The sequence below is a fragment of the Streptomyces sp. NPDC093546 genome (assembly GCF_044765045.1).
Classification (GTDB): Bacteria; Actinomycetota; Actinomycetes; order Streptomycetales; family Streptomycetaceae; genus Streptomyces.
Genome location: NZ_JBIWJG010000007.1, coordinates 184033 through 203074, shown reverse-complemented (window position 1 = coordinate 203074; position 19042 = coordinate 184033). Strand labels below are relative to the sequence as shown.

Here is a 19042-nt window from a genome sequence, read left to right as displayed (position 1 = left end):
GTCCGGCTTACAAGAAGGTCCGGCCCTCACCCCGGTACGTCGGCACGGTCGCCGTGATCCGGTCGCCCTCGATCAGGTGCAGCGCGTCGAACCGCTCGCACAGCTCGCCCGCCTTCGCGTGCCGGAACCACACCTTGTCGCCGATCAGCAGATCGTCGGCGGGGGAGCCCAGCAGCGGCGTCTGCACCTCGCCCGCACCCTCCTGCGGGTCGTACCGCAGGCCTTCGGGCAGGTACGGCACCGGCAGCCGGTCCCTGCCCGGCGCGCCCGACGCGGGGTAGCCGCCGCCGAGCACGGTCACCGCGCCCACGCCCGGGCGGCGGACGACGGGCTGCGCGAACAGCGCGGCAGGCCGGCCCGTGAAGGAGGTGTAGTGGTCGAACAGCCGCGGCAGATAGAGCCCCGACCCCGCCGCGATCTCGGTCACCGCGTCCTCGGCCGCCGTGTGCTGCACGCTTCCCGTACCGCCGCCGTTGACGAACTCCAGCTCCGGCGCCACCGCCCGGACCGCGTCCACCACGGCCGCCCGCCGCACCGCCAGCTCCCTGCGGGCGGCCGCCTGCATCAGCCGCACGGCCCGCGACCGCGCCGGCCGCCCGGCGACCGCGTCCCCGACACCCGCGACATGCCCTTCGTACGCCATCAGCCCGACCAGCCGGAAGCCGGGCCGCCGCGCCACCGCCCGGGCGACCTCGGCCACCTGCGCGGGCGTGCGGAGCGGGGAGCGCCGCGCCCCGATCCGTACGCGACCGCCCAGCAGGCGCAGCGACGTGTCCAGCTCCAGGCAGACCCGGATCTCCTCGGCCCCGCCCTCGCGGGCCCGGTCGATCAGCTCCAGCTGCGCCGGGTCGTCGACCATCACCGTCACCGCGCGCGCGAGCTTCGCGTCCCGTGCGAGCTCCGAGAAACCGGCCCGGTCCACCGAGGGGTACGCCAGCAGGACGTCCTCGAACCCCGCCCGCGCCAGCCACAGCGACTCGTCCAGCGTGAACGACATGATCCCGGCGAACCCGTCCCGCGCGAGCACCCGCTCCAGCAGCGCCCGGCACCGTACCGACTTGCTCGCCACCCGGATCGGCTTCCCGCCGGCCCGGCGGACCAGGTCGTCGGCGTTCGCGTCGAAGGCCTCCAGATCGACGACGGCCAGCGGCGCGTCGAGATGGGCGGTGGCCCGGTCGTACCGGGCCCGGTCAGCGGCACGGGGAGTCATGGCCCGAGCCTGCCAGACGGTGCTACCTCCGGGTAGGGGGATGTTCCGGTCAGATCGGTGCGGGCCTGCCCCTCCCACCTGCGGCCGCGTTGCGGCGGACCTGGGCGGAAGCCTTAGAGTGACGACACGCGCCGACGAACGGGCCTGCCCCGAAAGGCGATCCGGACGACAACCAGGGGGGCGGATGAGCACCGAAGCACGACGCCCGTCCTCCCGTATCGGCGACGCCTTCCTCCCTCCGGAGCGCCCCGCCCCGCCGGACCCTCCGGCCCCGCCTGCGCCGCCGTCCGCGCCCTCCGGAGAGCCGCGCAAGGCCGCCCCGCTGCCGCCGCTCGCCCAGAGCGCGCCGTCGGCCACGCCGCCGCGTACCTCCGCCTCCGCCCCGCTGCCGCCGCTCGCGCCGGGCACTGCGCCGGGCACCGCGCAGTCCACCCCGCCGCGCCCCGCCGCCCCCCTGCCCGCGCCCGCCGCCGCCCAGGAGCCGCCGCGCGCCCCCGGCGTACCGCACGCACAGCCCCCGGCCGGGCCCCCGCGCCCGACGGGACCGGAACAGCCGCAGCAGCCCGCCCCCGCCGAGACCACCGCGCGCCTGCGGCCCGTGCGGCAGGAGCCGGGCGCCGAGTCCACCGCCCGCCTCCGGCCCGTGCCGCAGCAGTCCGGTACGTCCGGTACGGCCGGGGCCCCCGCGCCCTCGCGGCGGCTGCCCGTCGGGGCCGTCAACCTCGGGCCGGCGCCCTCCGGCCCACCCCAGGGCACCCCGCCCCAGGGGGCCCTGCCCCACGCCGCGCACCCGTACTGGGGGCCGCTGCCCCCCGAGGCGCCCGTGGAGCAGACCACCCGCCTGCGCCCCGTCCGCGACCGGCACCCGGCGCGCGCCGGGGTGGCCGTCGCGTGCCTGGTGCTCGGGCTCGGACTGATCGGCGGCGCCGTGGCCGGTGCGTGGCTCGCCGGGGACTCGGGCCCCGACCCGGCCACCCGTACCGCGTACACCGAGGCCCGCACCCTCTGGCACAGCGTCCCCGTCGACACCCTCTTCCCCCGCACCCTCAAGGGCGACGGCGCCGGACCCGGCCGCGCCGACCGGGTGTGGACGCGTGTGGCCGTGGCGCCCGACGGCCCCTGCGCGGGCGCGCTCGACCCGCTGCTCCTCAAGGCGCTGCGCCCCGTCGGCTGCGCACGCGTGCTGCGCGCCACGTACACCGACGCCACCTCGACCAGCGTCACCACCGTCGGCATGGTCTTCACCGAGGCCGATGCCACCGCCATGACCGCCCTCAGGGCCCGCTTCGGCGACGAGAGCCTCGACGAGCGCGCCGACCTGATGCCCCGCACCCTCCCGGCCCCCGGCACCGTCGCCGCCGGCTTCGGCGACAAGCAGCGCGCCAGCTGGCGGGTGAGCGTCCTCACCGAGGCACCGGTGATCGTGTACGCCGTCTCCGGCTTCGCCGACGGCCGCACCGTCCCCGACCCGCAGCCCGCCACCGAGGCCATGGCGGAGGGCCAGACGACCGCGTCCGCGCAGGCCGGCCTCGGCCACGAGGCCAAGGGCATAGCCGACCGCGTCGAGCGCGGACTGCGCACCACCCTCGCCAAGGCCACCAGCACCCAGGAGCCGCGGTGAGACGCCGCCCCCGCGCCCGCGCCCTCACCGCCGCCCTCGCCGCCGTCGGCTTCGCGTTGCTGCCCGCCGCCCCCGCCCACGCCGACGCGATCCGCGCCCAGCAGTGGGGCCTGGAGGCCATGCACACCACCCAGGCCTGGCGTACGACCAAGGGCGCGGGTGTCACCGTCGCGGTCCTCGACACGGGCGTCGACGACACCCACCCCGACCTCGCGGGCAACGTCCTGCCGGGCAAGGACCTCATCGGCTTCGGCGCCGGCCGCGGCGAGCGCGCCTGGGCCCGCCACGGCACCGCCATGGCCGGGATCATCGCCGGTCACGGCCATGGGCGCGGCGGCCAGGACGGCGTCCTCGGTATCGCGCCCGAGGCGAAGATCCTCCCCGTCCGCGTCATCCTCGAAGGCTCCGACCCCGCCCGGACCAAGGCCCGCGCCACGCGCGGCACCGCCCTCGCCAAGGGCATCCGCTGGGCCGTCGACCAGGGCGCGGACGTCATCAACCTCTCCCTCGGCGACGACAGCGAGTCCGCCCACCCCGACGCCGGTGAGGACGCCGCGGTCCAGTACGCCCTCTCCAAGGGCGTGGTCGTCGTCGCCTCCGCCGGCAACGGCGGCGAGAAGGGCGACCACATCTCGTACCCCGCCGCCTACCCCGGCGTCATCGCCGTCACCGCCGTCGACCGCTACGGCACCCACGCCGCCTTCTCCACCAGCCGCTGGTACGCCACCGTCAGCGCGCCCGGCGTCGACATCGTCATCCCCGACCCCGACCGCAAGTACTACCAGGGCTGGGGCACCAGCGCCGCCTCCGCGTTCGTCTCCGGAGCCGTCGCCCTGGTCCGCGCCGCCCACCCCGAACTGACCCCCGCGCAGATCAAGAAGCTCCTCGCCGACACGGCCCGCGACCGCCCCAGGGGCGGCGGCCACGACGACGACAAGGGGTACGGCACGGTCGACCCCGCCGCCGCGATCGAGGCGGGGAGCAGGCTGCGCCCGGCCGACCCGAAGGCCGCCACGTCCGGCTACGCCAAGCGCTACTTCGGCACCGGCCCGAGCCCCGCGCCCGAGGAGGGGGCGGGCACCGGGCTGCTCGCACCCGTCACCGGCGGCGTCGGCGTGCTGCTGGTGATCGTCGCGGTCGTGCTGTGGCGAGGGGGCCGCGCGAGCGGGTACTGACCCCCGGATAGGCTCGACGCGTGGCGCTCAAGAACATCCCCGACCCCGGTTTCTCCGACGACGACGGCACCGCCGACCCCGAGCTCACGGCCGCGCTGGCGGCCTGGGCCGAGGACCGGTCGGCCGAGCCGCGCGTGCTCGCGGCGCTCAAGGGCGCCCGGCTGCTGGTTCCCGTCGTCGCCGTCCTCGGCGAGGTCGAGGAGGACGAGGAGACCGGGCTGCGCCGCGAGAAGACCAGCGACATGGCCGTGCCGACGCTCACCGCCGGCGACCGCCGCGCCCTGCCCGCGTTCACGTCGATCGCGTCGCTGGCCCTGTGGGACCCGGCCGCGCGCCCCGTCGCCGTACCGCTGCACCAGGCGCTCCAGGCGGCCGCCCACGAGAAGGCCGACACGCTGGTGCTGGACCTCGCGGGACCGGTGCCGTACCAGCTGACCGGCCGCGCGCTGCTCGCCGCCGCCGAGGGGCGCACGACGACCGACCCGCTCGCGGACCCCGCCGTCACCGAGGCGGTACGCGCCGTGGTGGCCGCCGAGCCCGCCGTGCTCCGCGCGTACCTGGTGTCCGGCGGCGGCGCGGACGGCACGCTCGCGCTCGTCACCGGTCCGGCCGCGCCGCCCGCCGAGACCGCCCAGCGCGTGGCCCGCGCGCTCGCGGCCGACGAAACACTGAGGGCCCGCCTGGTGCGGGGCCTGGACCTGGCGCTGCTGCCGGCCGAGGCCACGCCCCCTGGCGAGCCCTTCTACGTCAAGCGGTGAGCGGTCAGCCGTACACGGGACCCGTGTACTTCTCGCCCGGCCCCTGACCCGGCTCGTCCGGCACGATCGACGCCTCGCGGAACGCCAGCTGCAGCGACTTCAGCCCGTCGCGCAGCGGCGCCGCGTGGAACGAGCTGATCTCCGTCACGCCCGCGTCCAGCAGACCCGCCAGCGCGTGGATCAGCTTGCGCGCCTCGTCGAGGTCCTTGTACGCGTCGCCCTCCTCGGTGAGACCGAGCTTGACGGCCGCGGCGCTCATCAGGTTGACGGCGACCGTGACGATCACCTCGACCGCGGGCACCTCCGCGATGTCGCGGGTCATGGTCTCGAAGTCGGTCGTCCCGGCCGTCTCCGGTGCGGAGGCGGAGGCGGGGGAGGAGGCGGAGGCGTTGCTCGGCGTGGCGTCACTCATGACGCCCACGATAGGCGCAGGCCTCACAGTTAGCCGCACCCCCCGGGAGCTGCTAACCTGGTGTGACGACCGGCTGGACACGACTCGTGCTCCGGCCCACAAGTGGAGGCTCCGCTCTCCCACCTGACCGTCCTCCGGGACGGCGGGTCACCGGTCAGGTGGCGACCATCGTTCCGTACGGACGATGGGGCCATCCGAATGCGCGCCCCGCGGTACACCCGTGGCGGTGCTCCGGTATGACGAGGAGCCCCGCCTGTGTCCCGTCCGGGGCATTTTTCATGCACCGGCGCGGTTGGTCTCACAAAACAGACGTTACGCGTCCGTCCGCCAGGCGGTCGCGTGGTGCTACCGAGGAGGATCCATCAGCACCGAGCCCCGCATCAACGACCGGATTCGCGTTCCCGAGGTGCGACTTGTCGGTCCCAGCGGCGAGCAGGTGGGCATTGTGCCGCTCGCCAAGGCGCTGGAGCTTGCGCAGGAGTACGACCTGGACCTGGTTGAGGTCGCGGCGTCCGCACGGCCGCCGGTCTGCAAGCTCATGGACTACGGCAAGTTCAAGTACGAGTCGGCCATGAAGGCCCGTGAGGCGCGCAAGAACCAGGCGCACACGGTCATCAAGGAAATGAAGCTCCGGCCGAAGATCGACCCGCACGACTACGACACCAAGAAGGGTCACGTCGTCCGGTTCCTCAAGCAGGGCGACAAGGTCAAGATCACGATCATGTTCCGTGGTCGCGAGCAGTCCCGGCCGGAGCTCGGCTACCGACTGCTGCAGCGGCTGGCGGAGGACGTCCAGGACCTCGGCTTCATCGAGTCGAACCCGAAGCAGGACGGCCGCAACATGATCATGGTTCTCGGTCCGCACAAGAAGAAGACCGAGGCCATGGCCGAGGCCCGCGAGGCGCAGGCCGCCCGCAAGGCGGAGCGCCAGGGCCAGCCCGCTCAGGCGGACGAGCCCACCGAGGTGGAGCAGCCCGCCGAGGCGGAGTCCGCCCAGTAGGCCCGAGGACCCCGAGGGCCTGTGTCCGGGGCATCCGCCCGGGACTCAACCGATACACCTGACGCTCCCGCGTGCCGGTCCCCGGACCGGCTGGGAGCGCCACTGACGAGGAGAGAACGGCGCTATGCCGAAGAACAAGACGCACAGCGGTGCCAAGAAGCGCTTCAAGATCACCGGCTCCGGCAAGGTGCTGCGCGAGCGCGCCGGCAAGCGCCACCTGCTCGAGCACAAGTCGTCCAAGCTGACGCGTCGCCTCACCGGCAACGCCGAGATGGCCCCGGGTGACAGCGCCAAGATCAAGAAGATGCTGGGCATCTGACTTGACCTCCCGCCCTCGGTGACGGGGGCATCCGGTCACCGCCGGGATCCATTCGTTTCCGGGTCGTGTGAGTCCAACCACGACCCCGCTACAAGGAGTTAACACGTGGCACGCGTCAAGCGGGCAGTCAACGCCCACAAGAAGCGCCGGGCGATCCTCGAGCAGGCCAGCGGTTACCGCGGCCAGCGCTCGCGCCTGTACCGCAAGGCGAAGGAGCAGGTCACCCACTCCCTCGTCTACAACTACAACGACCGCAAGAAGCGCAAGGGCGACTTCCGTCAGCTGTGGATCCAGCGCATCAACGCCGCTGCCCGCGCCAACGGCATCACCTACAACCGCTTCATCCAGGGTCTGAAGGCCGCCAACATCGAGGTGGACCGCAAGATCCTGGCCGAGCTGGCCGTCAACGACGCCAACGCGTTCGCCGCGCTCGTCGAGGCCGCCCAGAAGGCGCTCCCGAGCGACGTCAACGCCCCGAAGGCCGCCGCCTGATCTCCCAGGCCGCAGTTCTTCCTCCCGGACCCGCAGGCCGCGAGCCTGCGGGTCCGGTCTGTTCGACCCCCGTGCGTACGAGAAGAGAGCCGCCGACCACCATGGGCACCCCCGAGCTCCCCGAGCCGATCTCCCCCCGCTCCCCGCGCGTCATCGCCGCCCGGCGGCTCGCCAAGCGGAACTTCCGGGGCAAGGAGCGGCGGTTCATCGCCGAGGGCCCGCAGGCCGTGCGGGAGGCCGTCGCCCACCGCGGCGGCGGTGAGCCGACGCTGATCGAGCTCTTCACCACCGTCGAGGCCGCCGAGCGGTACGCCGACATCGTCGAGGCCGCCCGCGCCGCCGGCGCCCGCGTCCACCACGCCTCCGACGCCGTCCTCGCCGAGGTCTCGCAGACCGTGACCCCGCAGGGCCTCCTCGGGGTCTGCCGGTTCCTGGACTCGCCGTTCGAGGAGATCCTCAAGAACCGCCCCAAGCTCGTCGCCGTCCTCGCCCACGTACGCGACCCCGGCAACGCCGGCACCGTGCTGCGCTGCGCCGACGCGGCCGGTGCCGACGCCGTGGTCCTCACCGACGCCTCGGTCGACCTGTACAACCCCAAGGCGGTACGCGCCTCCGTCGGCTCCGTCTTCCACCTGCCGGTCGCGGTGGGCGTCCCCGTCGAGCAGGCCGTCGCCGGACTCCGGAGCGCCGGGGTGCGGATCCTCGCCGCCGACGGGGCGGGCGAGGCCGACCTGGACGCCGAGCTCGACGCGGGCACCATGGGCGGCCCCACCGCCTGGATCTTCGGCAACGAGGCCTGGGGCCTCCCCGAGGAGACCCGCGCCCTCGCCGACGCGGTCGTTCGCGTACCGATCCACGGCAAGGCCGAGAGCCTGAACCTGGCGACCGCCGCCGCCGTATGCCTCTACGGCTCCGCGCGTGCGCAGCGCGCTGCCGGAGGGTGCCGCTCCGTCACCTCCAGCTAGTAGGCTGGCGGGCCGCGGGGGAACGGCCCACTGTGCGGTACGGAGGGGTGGGATTCGGGGATGACGCCCGGGACGAGCAGGCCGTCGGCGACGACGCGGGGCGCTTTACTCAACGCGCCCGCCGAGACCAGCGCGCTCGCCGAACCCGACGCCGCGGGCGCGTACGCCTGCGGGTACGAGCCCGACGACCTCCCCGACGGCCTGGTCATCGCCGACCGGCACGGCACCGTGGTCTGCTTCAACGCCGCGGCCGAGCGCCTCACCGCCGTCCGCCGCGACGCGGCCCTCGGGCGCCCGCTGGAGGAGGCCCTCCCCCTGGAGGACCTCAAAGGGCGCCGCTGGTGGGCGCTGACCGACCCGTACGGCGGGCTCGCCATCCGAGGCGGCCAGCCCGAGCGCAACCTGCTGCTGCCCGGCAACCGGGAGGTCCTGGTCGCCGCCCGCTACGTGCGCGAGCACCCCCTGGGCCCGGTCCGGAAGGTCGTCGTCACCCTGCGCGGCACCGAGGCCCGGCGCCGTACCGAACGCAGCCACGCCGAGCTGATCGCCACCGTCGCCCACGAGCTGCGCTCCCCGCTCACCTCCGTCAAGGGCTTCACCGCCACGCTCCTCGCCAAGTGGGAGCGGTTCACCGACGACCAGAAGCGGCTGATGCTGGAGACCGTCGACGCCGACGCGGGCCGCGTCACCCGGCTCATCGCCGAGCTGCTCGACATCTCGCGAATAGACTCCGGCCGCCTCGAGGTGCGCCGCCAGCCCGTCGACATCGCCGCGGCCATCGGCCGCCACATCCAGGCGCACACCGCGCGCGGCCAGTCCCCGGACCGCTTCTTCGTCCGCGTACGCCGCCCGCTGCCCGACCTGTGGGCCGACCCCGACAAGATCGACCAGGTCCTCGGCAACCTCCTCGAAAATGCGGTGCGCCACGGCGAGGGAACCGTCACCATCGAGGTGGCACCCACCGGCGCCGGCGACGACGAGAAGGGAACGGCGGTCACCGTGAGCGACGAAGGCCCCGGCATCCCCGAGGAGTCGATGGGCCGTGTCTTCACCCGCTTCTGGCGGGGGAGCAAGCGCGGCGGGACCGGCCTCGGCCTGTACATCGTCAAGGGCATCGTCGAGGCGCACGGCGGGACGATCACCGTCGGCCGCGGACCGGCCGGCGGCGCCGAGTTCCGATTTACGCTGCCCGTGGGCGCCCCGGCCTACCTGGCGTAACGGAAGGCCGCGCAGGTGTCCACGGGCTGATCCTCGGCGCATCCGCCACTCCATCCCCCGTTAGACTCGTCCTTTGGCACCTTTGCGTCCTCGGTCGTCGAGCGGGGTCCCCAGCCAGCCCATCGGAAGTACGGAAGAGATGTCGGCACCCAATAAGTCGTACGACCCTGTTGAGGTCGAGGCACTGAAACCGGAAGAGATCGAGCGCATGCGGGACGAGGCGCTCGCCGCCTTCGCCGCCGCCGGCGACCTCGACGCGTTGCACGAGGCGAAGGTCGCGCAGACCGGCCCCACCTCGCCGCTGGCGCTCGCCAACCGGGAGATCGGAGCCCTGCCCCCGCACGCCAAGGCCGAGGCCGGCAAGCGCGTGGGCCAGGCCCGCGGTGCCGTGAACAAGGCACTGTCCGCCCGCCAGGCCGAGCTGGAGGCCGAGCGCGACACGCGCGTCCTGGTCGAGGAGGCGGTGGACGTCACCCTTCCGTACGACCGCGTCCCGGCCGGCGCCCGCCACCCGCTGACCACCCTCATGGAGCGCATCGAGGACGTCTTCGTCGCCATGGGCTACGAGGTCGCCGAGGGCCCCGAGGTCGAGTCCGAGTGGCTCAACTTCGACGCGCTGAACATCGCCGTCGACCACCCCGCCCGCGGTGAGCAGGACACCTTCTTCGTCGCCGACGCCGAGGGCACCTCCGGCTCGGGTGTCGTGCTGCGCACGCACACCTCGCCGGTCCAGGTCCGCTCCATGCTGGACCGCGAGCCCCCGGTGTACGTGATCTGCCCCGGCCGCGTGTACCGCACGGACGAGCTGGACGCCACGCACACCCCGGTCTTCCACCAGGTCGAGCTGCTCGCCGTCGACGAGGGCCTGACCATGGCCGACCTCAAGGGCACCCTCGACCACATGGTCCAGGCGCTCTTCGGCGGTGAGGGCATGAAGACCCGGCTGCGGCCGAACTTCTTCCCCTTCACCGAGCCGTCCGCCGAGATGGACATGGTCTGCTACGTGTGCCGCGGCGAGTCCGTCGGCAACCCGGAGCGCCCCTGCCGCACCTGCTCCAGCGAGGGCTGGATCGAGCTCGGCGGCTGCGGCATGGTCAACCCCAAGGTGCTGACCGCCTGCGGCGTGGACCCGGAGAAGTACAGCGGCTTCGCCTTCGGGTTCGGCATCGAGCGGATGCTGATGTTCCGCCACAACGTCGAAGACATGCGAGACATGGTCGAGGGTGACGTCCGGTTCACCCGGCCGTTCGGGATGGAGATCTGATGCGGGTCCCGCTTTCGTGGCTGCGGGAGTACGTCGACCTGCCGGCGACGGAAACCGGCCGTGACGTACAGGCAAAGCTGGTGTCGGCGGGCCTGGAGGTCGAGACCGTCGAGCAGCTCGGCGCCGGGCTCACGGGCCCGCTGGTCGTCGGCCAGGTCCTCACCATCGAGGAGCTGACCGAGTTCAAGAAGCCCATCCGCTTCTGCACCGTCAACGTCGGCCAGGCCAACGGCACCGGCGAGCCCCAGGAGATCATCTGCGGCGCCCGCAACTTCGCCGAGGGCGACAAGGTCGTCGTGGCCCTGCCCGGCGCCGTGCTCCCCGGCGACTTCCGGATCGCCGAGCGCAAGACGTACGGCCGGATGTCCCGCGGCATGATCTGCTCCACCGACGAGCTCGGCATGGGCGACGACGGCACGCACGGCATCATCGTGCTGCCGCCGGAGATCGAGATCGGCATCGACGCCACCGAGCTGCTGGAGCTGTACGACGAGGTCCTCGACATCGCCGTCACGCCCGACCGCGGCTACTGCCTGTCGATGCGCGGCGTCGCCCGCGAGGCCGCCACCGCCTACGGCCTGCCGCTGCGCGACCCGGCGCTGCTCGACGTGCCCGCGCCGAACGCGTACGGCTACCCCGTGAAGGTCTCCGACCCCGTCGGCTGCGACCGCTTCACCGCGCGCACCGTCGTCGGGCTCGACCCCGAGGCGCGCTCCCCGATCTGGCTGCGGCGCCGCCTCCAGAAGGCCGGCATGCGCCCGATCTCGCTCGCCGTCGACGTCACCAACTACGTGATGCTCGAGCTCGGCCAGCCGCTGCACGCGTACGACCGCACCCGCGTCCAGGGCGCGATCGGCGTGCGCCGCGCGGAGGAGGGCGAGAAGTTCACCACCCTCGACGGCGTCAAGCGCGTCCTCGACGCCGAGGACCTGGTGATCACGGACGAGCGCGGGCCCATCGGCCTCGCGGGCGTGATGGGCGGCGCGAACACCGAGATCGCCGACTCCGTCACCGACCCCGAGACCGGCGAGGTGCGCGGCACCACCGAGGTCGTCATCGAGGCCGCCCACTTCGACCCGGTCGCCATCGCCCGCACCGCGCGCCGCCACAAGCTGTCCTCCGAGGCGTCCCGGCGCTTCGAGCGCGGCGTCGACCCGCAGGCCGCCGCCGCTGCCGCGCAGCGCACCGTGGACCTGCTGGTCCTGCTCGCGGGCGGCACCGCCGAGGCCGGCGTCACCGAGATCATCGCGCCGTCCGCCCCGCGCACGGTGACGATGGCCGCCGACCACCCCGACCGCGTCGCCGGTGTCGTCTACGGCCGCGAGACCGTCGTCCGCCGCCTCCAGGAGGTCGGCTGCGACGTCCTGGGGCAGGACGAGCTGACCGTCACCGTCCCGTCGTGGCGCCCGGACCTCGCCCACCCGAACGACCTTGCCGAAGAGGTCATCCGGCTGGAGGGGTACGAGAACCTCCCGTCCACGCTGCCGAAGCCCCCGGCCGGCCGCGGCCTGACCGCGCGGCAGCGGCTGCACCGCCGCGTCGGGCGGGTCCTCGCGGGCGCCGGGTACGTCGAGGCGCCGAACTACCCGTTCGTCGCCGAGCAGGTCTTCGACCAGCTGGGCCTGGCGGCGGACGACCCGAATCGCAAGGTCGTGAAGCTCGTCAACCCGCTCTCCGACGAAGAGCCGGCGCTGCGCACCACGCTGCTGCCCGGGCTGCTCGGCGCCCTGCGCCGCAACGACGGGCGCGGCAGCCACGACCTGGCGCTCTTCGAGACCGGGCTGGTCTTCCACCCGGCCGCCGAGGCCGGCACCGCCGTGGTCCTGCCCGTCGACCGCCGTCCCACCGACGAGGAGATCGCGGCCCTCAACGCCCCGCTCCCCGAGCAGCCGCGCCACGTCGCGGTCGTCCTCGCCGGCGCGCGCGAGCAGGCCGGCTGGTGGGGCCGGGACCGCCCGGCCGACTGGGCCGACGCGGTCGAGGCCGCGCGGAGCGTCGCCCGCGAGGCCGGCGCCGAGCTCGTCGTCCGCCAGGGCCAGTACGGCCCGTGGCACCCGGGCCGCTGCGCCGAGCTGGCGGTCGTCGTGGAGGGCGAGGAGCAGGTCGTCGGGTACGCCGGTGAGCTGCACCCGCGCGTCGTCAAGGCGCTGCACCTGCCCGCCCGTACGTGCGCGATGGAGCTGAACCTCGACACCGTCGAGCGCTCCTCGGGCGGTGCCCTGCGCGCGCCGCGGATCTCGACGTTCCCGGTCGCCACGCAGGACGTCGCGCTGGTCGTCGGCAAGGACGTGCCGGCCGCCGACGTCGAGCGCGCGCTGCGCGAGGGCGCGGGCGAACTGCTGGAGTCCCTCCGGCTGTTCGACGTCTTCGAGGGCGAGCAGATCGGCGAGGGCAGGAAGTCGCTGGCGTACGCGCTGCGCTTCCGCGCCGCCGACCGCACGCTGACCGTCGAGGAGGCCTCGGCCGCCCGTGACACCGCGGTGGCGCTGGCCGCCGAGCGGACGGGCGCGGTGCTGCGCGGCGCCTGACCGATCCGAAGCACGATGAGGGGCATGGCCGGAACACCGGCCATGCCCCTCACTCGTTCGAGTGGGAAGTCTGGTGGACCTCGCCCCGCGACGGCGACGATCGACAGAATCGTCCCGACCGCGACAGGGGCCTGAAGAAGGGCGGTCCGCATGATCCGTATGGCCCGTACGCGATCCCGGCCTCGCCACCCCGCCTCGCCCGTCCCGCTCGCGCTGCCCACCCTCTGGGGCGGGGTCGCCGTGCTGTGGAAGCTCACCTGCCCGCTGGCCCAGCAGGAGAGCCTGCCCACCCGGCTCGCCACCAGCGTCGTCTTCTTCACCGTGGGCACCGGGCTCATCTGGGGCCTCTGGCGGGGACTGGCGCGGGAGCTGCGGCAGGTCAGGGCCATCGCGCAGGCCACGCAGCAGGTGCTGCTGCGCCCGCTGCCGCCCCGGCTGGACGGCCTGTCCGTCGCCGCGGGCCAGCTCTCCGCCGCCCCGGGCGCGGCCGTGGGCGGCGACCTGTACGAGGCGGTGGCCACGCCGTACGGCGTGCGCGTCGTCATCGGGGACGTACGCGGTCATGGGCTCGGCGCCCTGGGCGCGGTGGCCGCCGTCCTCGGCAGCTTCCGGGAGGCCGCGCACGACGAGCCGGAACTCGGCGGCGTACTGCGGAGGCTGGACCGGGCGCTGGCGCGGCACCTGCGCGAGCGGGCGCGCCACGAGCACCCGGCCTCCGGCTGCTGGAACCCGCTCAGCCCGTCGGCGGAGGAGTTCGTCACCGTCCTGCTGCTGGAGGTAGCCCGGGACGGCGAGGTGCGGGCGCTCAACTGCGGGCACCCCTGGCCCTACCGGCTCGGCCCCGGTGCGGAACCGGTCGCGGCGGGCGACCCCCTGCCGCCGCTGGGTGTCTTCCCGCTCCCCGACGAGCTGCCCGCGCAGCGGTGCACCCGGCTGCTGCCGGGGCAGGCGCTGTTCCTGCACACGGACGGCGCCGAGGACGCGAGGGACCGGGAGGGGCGGTTCTTCCGGCTGGAGGAGGTGCTGGAACGGGCCGCGCGGACGGGCGCGCCGCCGACGGCGGTCGTGCAGCGCGTGCACGCGGCGCTGCTGCGGCACACCGGCGGGCGGCTGACCGACGACGTCGCCCTGGTCGTCCTGCGCAACGACGTCGGCCGCCCGTCGTTGGCGCCGCCCGCCCTGCCGCGGAGTATCGGGCAGATCCGGCAGGACGGACGGCGCGCGACGGGCCACCGCAACTGTACGAGGGGGAGCCGGTGACCCGCCGCCTCTGTGAGAGACAGCTCAGTCAACCGGCGCCCGCGGCAGGGCGGGAGCGTACGCGGGGCACGGACCGGGGCACTTGGTTCACACCCCGTGCGAACGCGCCTGCACTACGCTGGCCGCACCGAGGCATCGGAGGGGCCCCATGCAGCCCAACACCCTGCTCGACGCCCTGCTCGACGAGGCGGGCATCTCCCACGCCGGCCTCGCCGCGCACGTGAACCAGGCCGGCCGCGCCAGAGGCATGGCGCTGCGGTACGAACACACCGCGGTGGCCCGGTGGTTGAAGGGCCAGCGTCCGCGCGGCCAGGTGCCGGACCTGATCTGCGAGGTGCTGAGCGCCCGGCTGCACCGGCCGGTCACGCTCGACGACGTCGGCCTCGGCGTGGCCGGTGACACCGCCGCCGGGCACGGCTCGCCGCTGTCCGGTTTCGTCGAGCGGGCGACCGCCCTGTGGCGCTCGGACGAGCAGCAGCGGCCGCACATACTGGGCGCCCCGGCCGTCACCGGCACGCCCGCCGTGATGCCCGTGTGGGAGTGGGAGAACCCTCCCGAGGACGCGGACGTCTCGCGCGACGGGCAGACGCACGTCTCGGACGGCGACATCCAGATGCTGCGCGCCGCCCGGGCGCACTACGAGCTGATGTACCGCAAGGCGGGCGGCATCGCCACGCGCGCCCGGATCGTCGGGTTCCTCAACGCCGAGACCGCGCCGCTGCTGCGCGGCTCCTACAGCGACGCCCTCGGCCGGCAGCTGCACCGCGCCACCGGCGGCCTGGTGGCGGTGGCCGGCATCTGCGCGTATGACTCCGACGCGCACGGGCTCGCGCAGCGCTACTTCCACCAGGCGCTGCGGCTGGCGAAGGCGAGCGGGGACCGCGGGCTCGGTGCGTATGTGATCGCGCTGCTGGTCAACCAGTCGCTGTTCCTGGGGGAGCACCGGCAGGCGGTGGCGTTCGCGGAGGCGGCGCTGCGCACCGCGGGCGGGCAGATCACCCCGGCGCTCACCGCCGACCTGTACGCCATGCAGGCGAAGGCGTACGCGCACCTCGGCGACGGTGCCGGGGCGCTGCGGTGCATCCGGCACGCGGAGGCGGAGGCGGACCGGATCCGGCCGGGGCGCGAGCCCGACGAGACCGGCTACGTCCAGCCCGGGCTGGTCAATGTGCAGGTCGCGGAGGCGCTGCTCAGCCTGGGGGACCTGAGCGGCGCCCGGGAGCACGCGGCGGCCGCCGTGCGCACGCCGGCGCACGACCGGGGCAGGGTCCACCGGCTGGCGATGCTCAGCCAGATCGAGCTGCGGCAGGGCGAGGCCGATCGCGCCGCGCGGACCGCCGTGGAGATGGCCGAGCGGGCCCGGGGGATGGAGTCGCTGCGGCTGCGGGACCGGCTGCGCGCGGTGCGGGAGCACCTGGTGGCGAGCGGGTGCGGTGAGGCGCGGGAGGCGGCCGAGCTCATCGACGGGGCGTTGCGCGTTCCCCTGTGACCCCGCACCTGCTGCGATATTGCCACCTACGTGTCGGAAGGTGGCAGAACTGTGCAGTGGACGAACTTAAACGAACAAACCGTGTATGAGAACCGCTGGTTCAAGGTGAACCTCGCGGACGTCGCACTCCCCGACGGCCGGCACCTCGACCACTTCCTCATCCGGCTGCGCCCGGTCGCGGTGGCGACCGCCGTCAACGAGGCCAACGAGGTGCTGCTGCTGTGGCGCCACCGCTTCATCACCGACAGCTGGGGGTGGGAGCTGGCGGCGGGGGTCGTCGAGGACGGCGAGGACGTCCAGGCCGCGGCGGCGCGGGAGATGGAGGAGGAGACGGGCTGGCGCCCGGGGCCCCTGCGGCACCTGCTCACCGTGGAGCCGTCCAACGGCCTCACCGACGCCCGTCATCACCTCTACTGGGCGGACGAGGCCACCTACACCGGGCCTCCCGAGGACGCCTTCGAGTCCTCGCGCCGCGAGTGGGTCCCGCTGAAGCTGGTGCCCGACATGATCGCCCGCGGCGAGGTCCCGGCCGCCAACATGGCGGCCGGGCTGCTGATGCTGCACCATCTGCGGCTGGGCTGAGGCCCGCCCGGACGTCAGCGCCCGAGGGCCTGCCACACCGCGACCGCGAGCGCACCCACCGCGGTCAGCACGGACAGCGCGGGCAAGGGCCACCTGGTGTGCTCCAGTGCGGAGACGCGCGAGGCCAGATCGGTCAGATCGCGATCGATCTGGCCGTGGCGCTGGGCGAGCAGCGCCAGTTGGCCGTCGATCCGGGCGAGACCGACGTCGAGACAGCGCCGCAGCTCTGCAAACTCCTCGACGGCCGCTAAGTGTTCGGGGTCGGTGGTGGTCACGGTTCTACGCTCCTCTTCGTTGACGGGCCGCAGCCGAGTCAACTCCCCCTGGTGGAGCGGGGGGAGCGTGTGCGAAGGGCATATGCGCACACGCTCCGCACACCCCGTGCGAATCACGCTCCCCGAAGGCCGCGTTACGCGTACGGGTAGAAGCCCGAGCCCGTCTTGCGGCCGAGCCGGCCCGCGTCCACCATCCGCTGGAGCAGCGGGGGCGCGGCGTACAGCGGCTCCTTGTACTCCGCGTACATCGAGTCGGCGACCGAGGCGACGGTGTCCAGGCCGATGAGGTCCGCGAGCTTCAGCGGGCCCATCGGGTGGGCGCAGCCCAGCTCCATGCCGTTGTCGATGTCCTCGCGGCTGGCGATGCCCGACTCGAACATCCGGATCGCGGAGAGGAGGTACGGGATCAGCAGCGCGTTCACCACGAAACCGGAGCGGTCCTGGGCACGGATGGCGTGCTTGCCCAGCACCTTCTCGACCACGGCCTGGGCGCGGCTGAGCGTGCCCTCGGAGGTGGTGAGCGCCGGGATCAGCTCGACGAGCTGCTGCACCGGGGCCGGGTTGAAGAAGTGGATGCCGATGACCTGGTCGGGGCGGGACGTCGCCACGGCCAGCTTCACCAGCGGGATGGAGGAGGTGTTGGAGGCGAGGATCGCGTCCCGACGGGTCACGACCTGGTCGAGGACCTGGAAGATCTCCGTTTTGACCTGCTCGTTCTCCACGACCGCCTCGATGACCAGGTCACGGTCGGCGAACTCGCCGAGGTCGGTGGTGAAACTGAGGCGGGCCAGCGTCGCGTCGTGCTCCTCCTGGGTGATCTTGCCGCGCTCGGCGGCCTTGGAGAGCGAGTTGTACAGCCGGGTACGGCCGATCTCCAGCGCCTCGCCGGTCGTCTCGGCGACCTTGACCTCGAGGCCGCTGCGGGCGCACACCTCCGCGATGCCCGCGCCCATCTGGCCGCAGCCCACCACTCCGACGCGTTCGATGTCGGTCACATCGTGCCTTTCGCTGTTCTTCCCGGTGGCAGGTTCCCCGTGTGATTCCGGCGCCCGCCTCGACCCCCTGACGTTACTCCGTTCGGGCCGGTGGGGCGCGGCCCGGGGCGGGCATGCTCTGCGGGGACGTCCGGACAATCCAACCGGTAAGGGGCGATGAATGCGGCAGATCGGAAGGAACGGAAGTATCCGGAGAAGAGGTCTGGTGGTGGGCGCGGCGGCGGCGCTGACTTCGCTCTGGGCGGCGGCCGAGGCGGGCGCGGGCGCCCGGCAGCGGACGGCGCCCGCCTCCTCCGCGGCACGCGCACCCGGCGGCAAGGACTTCCGCGGGATGTGGCTGGCCACGGTCGCGGGCCGGGACTGGCCCTCCCGGCCCGGGCTGACCGCCGACGCACAGCGCGCCGAACTGCTCGCCCACCTCGACACCGCCGTCGAGCGGCGGCTCAACGCGGTGGTCTTCCAGGTGCGGCCCACCGCCGACGCCCTGTGGCCCTCGCCGTACGAGCCCTGGTCGCACGTGCTGACCGGGGTGCAGGGCAAGGACCCCGGCTGGGACCCGCTGGGGACGGCCGTCGAGGAGGCGCACCGGCGCGGCCTGGAGCTGCACGCCTGGTTCAACCCGTACCGCGTGGCCAACCACACCGATCCGGCGCGCCTGGCGGAGAACCACCCCGCCCGGGTGCACCCCGACTGGGTGGTGCCGTACGGCGGGAAGCTCTACTACAACCCGGGCCTGCCCGAGGTGCGGCGCTTCGTGCAGGACGCCATGCTCGACGCCGTACGCCGGTACGCGGTCGACGGCGTCCACTTCGACGACTACTTCTACCCGTACCCGGTGGCCGGGCAGTCCTTCGACGACGACGAGGCGTACGAGGCGTACGGCGCGGGCTTCCCGGACCGGGCCGCCTGGCGGCGGGACAACATCGACCGGCTGGTGCGCGAGATGTCGTACCGGATCAAGGAGACGAGGCAGCGTGCCCGCTTCGGGGTCAGCCCCTTCGGGGTGTGGCGCAACGCCGCGACCGACCCGCTCGGCTCCGACACCCGGGCGGGCGTCCAGACGTACGACGACCTGCACGCCGACACCCGCACCTGGGTGAAGGAGCGCTGGATCGACTACGTGGTGCCGCAGCTCTACTGGCACATCGGGTTCGCCGCCGCCGACTACGCCAAGCTGGTGCCCTGGTGGAACGACGTCGTCCGGGACACGGGCGTGCGGCTGTACGTGGGGGAGGCGCTGTACAAGGCGGGTGACCCGGCCCAGCCCGAGCCCTGGCAGGACCCGGCCGAGCTGTCGCGCCACCTCACGCTGACGGAGCGGTACGACCAGGTGCGCGGCCATGTCTTCTTCGCGGCCAGGGAGGTCCGGGCGGACCGCGTCGGGGCGATGGCGCGGGTGGTGGCCGACCACTACCCGGCCCCGGCCCGTCCATGGCGCTGACCGGCCGCCGACCGGCCGTCGAGGTGGCTGCTGACCGG

General features: G+C 73.8%; 18 protein-coding genes. 14 read left to right on the top strand and 4 right to left on the bottom strand.

The genetic code is table 11. The features are described 5' to 3' along the window. Window positions 1–7: 7 nt before the first annotated feature. Window positions 8–1210: an amino acid deaminase/aldolase gene (locus tag ACIRNI_RS18050; protein ID WP_403552363.1), complete on the bottom strand. Its 1203-nt coding sequence runs from the start codon at window positions 1208–1210 to the stop codon at window positions 8–10. Between the two features lie 772 nt (window positions 1211–1982). On the opposite strand from ACIRNI_RS18050, the gene ACIRNI_RS18045 reads away from it, so the two are divergent. From ACIRNI_RS18045 to ACIRNI_RS18035, 3 genes are read left to right on the top strand one after another with little or no spacing between them, the layout of a single operon-like run. Continuing rightward, window positions 1983–2831 (top strand): hypothetical protein, encoded by an 849-nt coding sequence (locus tag ACIRNI_RS18045; RefSeq protein WP_403552537.1) that lies wholly within the window; start codon window positions 1983–1985, stop codon window positions 2829–2831. Then, complete coding sequence (gene mycP, locus ACIRNI_RS18040; protein WP_403552362.1) at window positions 2828–4006, top strand: type VII secretion-associated serine protease mycosin; 1179 nt, start codon at window positions 2828–2830, stop codon at window positions 4004–4006. Before ACIRNI_RS18045 ends, mycP begins: the two co-directional genes overlap by 4 nt. A gap of 20 nt (window positions 4007–4026) precedes the next feature. Then, complete coding sequence (locus ACIRNI_RS18035; RefSeq protein WP_403552361.1) at window positions 4027–4764, top strand: SseB family protein; 738 nt, start codon at window positions 4027–4029, stop codon at window positions 4762–4764. Window positions 4765–4768: 4 nt separating this feature from the next. On the opposite strand, the gene ACIRNI_RS18030 is transcribed toward ACIRNI_RS18035, so the two are convergent. Then, complete coding sequence (locus tag ACIRNI_RS18030; RefSeq protein WP_403552360.1) at window positions 4769–5176, bottom strand: DUF1844 domain-containing protein; 408 nt, start codon at window positions 5174–5176, stop codon at window positions 4769–4771. A gap of 292 nt (window positions 5177–5468) precedes the next feature. Between ACIRNI_RS18030 and infC the strand changes: the two genes are divergently transcribed. The 10 genes from infC (at window position 5469) to ACIRNI_RS17980 (ending at window position 16293) form a co-directional block, all read left to right on the top strand. After that, window positions 5469–6176: a translation initiation factor IF-3 gene (infC, locus tag ACIRNI_RS18025; protein WP_403552359.1), complete on the top strand. Its 708-nt coding sequence runs from the start codon at window positions 5469–5471 to the stop codon at window positions 6174–6176. Window positions 6177–6300: 124 nt separating this feature from the next. Further along, a complete protein-coding gene (rpmI, locus tag ACIRNI_RS18020; protein WP_010476245.1) occupies window positions 6301–6495 on the top strand; it encodes a 50S ribosomal protein L35 in 195 nt (64 codons plus the stop codon). 105 nt (window positions 6496–6600) lie between these two features. Beyond that, window positions 6601–6987: a 50S ribosomal protein L20 gene (rplT, locus tag ACIRNI_RS18015; RefSeq protein WP_031080021.1), complete on the top strand. Its 387-nt coding sequence runs from the start codon at window positions 6601–6603 to the stop codon at window positions 6985–6987. A gap of 101 nt (window positions 6988–7088) precedes the next feature. Then, on the top strand, window positions 7089–7952 hold the full coding sequence (locus ACIRNI_RS18010) for a TrmH family RNA methyltransferase (protein ID WP_403552536.1): 864 nt from the start codon (window positions 7089–7091) through the stop codon (window positions 7950–7952). 60 nt (window positions 7953–8012) lie between these two features. After that, window positions 8013–9170 (top strand): ATP-binding protein, encoded by a 1158-nt coding sequence (locus tag ACIRNI_RS18005; RefSeq protein WP_403552358.1) that lies wholly within the window; start codon window positions 8013–8015, stop codon window positions 9168–9170. A 139-nt stretch (window positions 9171–9309) separates the two neighbouring features. After that, window positions 9310–10434 (top strand): phenylalanine--tRNA ligase subunit alpha, encoded by a 1125-nt coding sequence (pheS, locus tag ACIRNI_RS18000; RefSeq protein WP_403552357.1) that lies wholly within the window; start codon window positions 9310–9312, stop codon window positions 10432–10434. After that, on the top strand, window positions 10434–12962 hold the full coding sequence (gene pheT, locus ACIRNI_RS17995; protein WP_403552356.1) for a phenylalanine--tRNA ligase subunit beta: 2529 nt from the start codon (window positions 10434–10436) through the stop codon (window positions 12960–12962). Before pheS ends, pheT begins: the two co-directional genes overlap by 1 nt. A gap of 159 nt (window positions 12963–13121) precedes the next feature. Continuing rightward, window positions 13122–14222 carry a PP2C family protein-serine/threonine phosphatase gene (locus tag ACIRNI_RS17990; protein ID WP_403552535.1) on the top strand — a complete coding sequence of 367 codons (1101 nt, stop codon included), beginning with the start codon at window positions 13122–13124 and terminating at the stop codon, window positions 14220–14222. A gap of 148 nt (window positions 14223–14370) precedes the next feature. Beyond that, a complete protein-coding gene (locus ACIRNI_RS17985; protein WP_403552355.1) occupies window positions 14371–15711 on the top strand; it encodes a transcriptional regulator in 1341 nt (446 codons plus the stop codon). A 51-nt stretch (window positions 15712–15762) separates the two neighbouring features. After that, a complete protein-coding gene (locus tag ACIRNI_RS17980; protein WP_403552354.1) occupies window positions 15763–16293 on the top strand; it encodes an NUDIX hydrolase in 531 nt (176 codons plus the stop codon). A gap of 14 nt (window positions 16294–16307) precedes the next feature. Here the strand turns inward: ACIRNI_RS17980 and ACIRNI_RS17975 are convergent, their stop codons facing one another. Beyond that, a complete protein-coding gene (locus ACIRNI_RS17975) occupies window positions 16308–16568 on the bottom strand; it encodes a hypothetical protein (protein WP_355362409.1) in 261 nt (86 codons plus the stop codon). Window positions 16569–16702: 134 nt separating this feature from the next. Then, window positions 16703–17563: a 3-hydroxybutyryl-CoA dehydrogenase gene (locus ACIRNI_RS17970; protein WP_403552353.1), complete on the bottom strand. Its 861-nt coding sequence runs from the start codon at window positions 17561–17563 to the stop codon at window positions 16703–16705. Window positions 17564–17723: 160 nt separating this feature from the next. Here ACIRNI_RS17970 and ACIRNI_RS17965 point away from each other — a divergent pair, with 160 nt between their 5' ends. After that, complete coding sequence (locus ACIRNI_RS17965; protein WP_403552352.1) at window positions 17724–19004, top strand: glycoside hydrolase family 10 protein; 1281 nt, start codon at window positions 17724–17726, stop codon at window positions 19002–19004. Window positions 19005–19042 lie beyond the last annotated feature (38 nt).

Coding starts and splice junctions, on each gene's coding strand:
- ACIRNI_RS18050 (WP_403552363.1), bottom strand. CDS start 1,210: ATGACTCCCCGTGCCGCTGACCGGGCCCGGTACGACCGGGCCACCGCC.
- ACIRNI_RS18030 (WP_403552360.1), bottom strand. CDS start 5,176: ATGAGTGACGCCACGCCGAGCAACGCCTCCGCCTCCTCCCCCGCCTCC.
- rpmI (WP_010476245.1), top strand. CDS start 6,301: ATGCCGAAGAACAAGACGCACAGCGGTGCCAAGAAGCGCTTCAAGATC.
- ACIRNI_RS18010 (WP_403552536.1), top strand. CDS start 7,089: ATGGGCACCCCCGAGCTCCCCGAGCCGATCTCCCCCCGCTCCCCGCGC.
- ACIRNI_RS18005 (WP_403552358.1), top strand. CDS start 8,013: ATGACGCCCGGGACGAGCAGGCCGTCGGCGACGACGCGGGGCGCTTTA.
- pheS (WP_403552357.1), top strand. CDS start 9,310: ATGTCGGCACCCAATAAGTCGTACGACCCTGTTGAGGTCGAGGCACTG.
- pheT (WP_403552356.1), top strand. CDS start 10,434: ATGCGGGTCCCGCTTTCGTGGCTGCGGGAGTACGTCGACCTGCCGGCG.
- ACIRNI_RS17990 (WP_403552535.1), top strand. CDS start 13,122: ATGGCCCGTACGCGATCCCGGCCTCGCCACCCCGCCTCGCCCGTCCCG.
- ACIRNI_RS17985 (WP_403552355.1), top strand. CDS start 14,371: ATGCAGCCCAACACCCTGCTCGACGCCCTGCTCGACGAGGCGGGCATC.
- ACIRNI_RS17965 (WP_403552352.1), top strand. CDS start 17,724: ATGCGGCAGATCGGAAGGAACGGAAGTATCCGGAGAAGAGGTCTGGTG.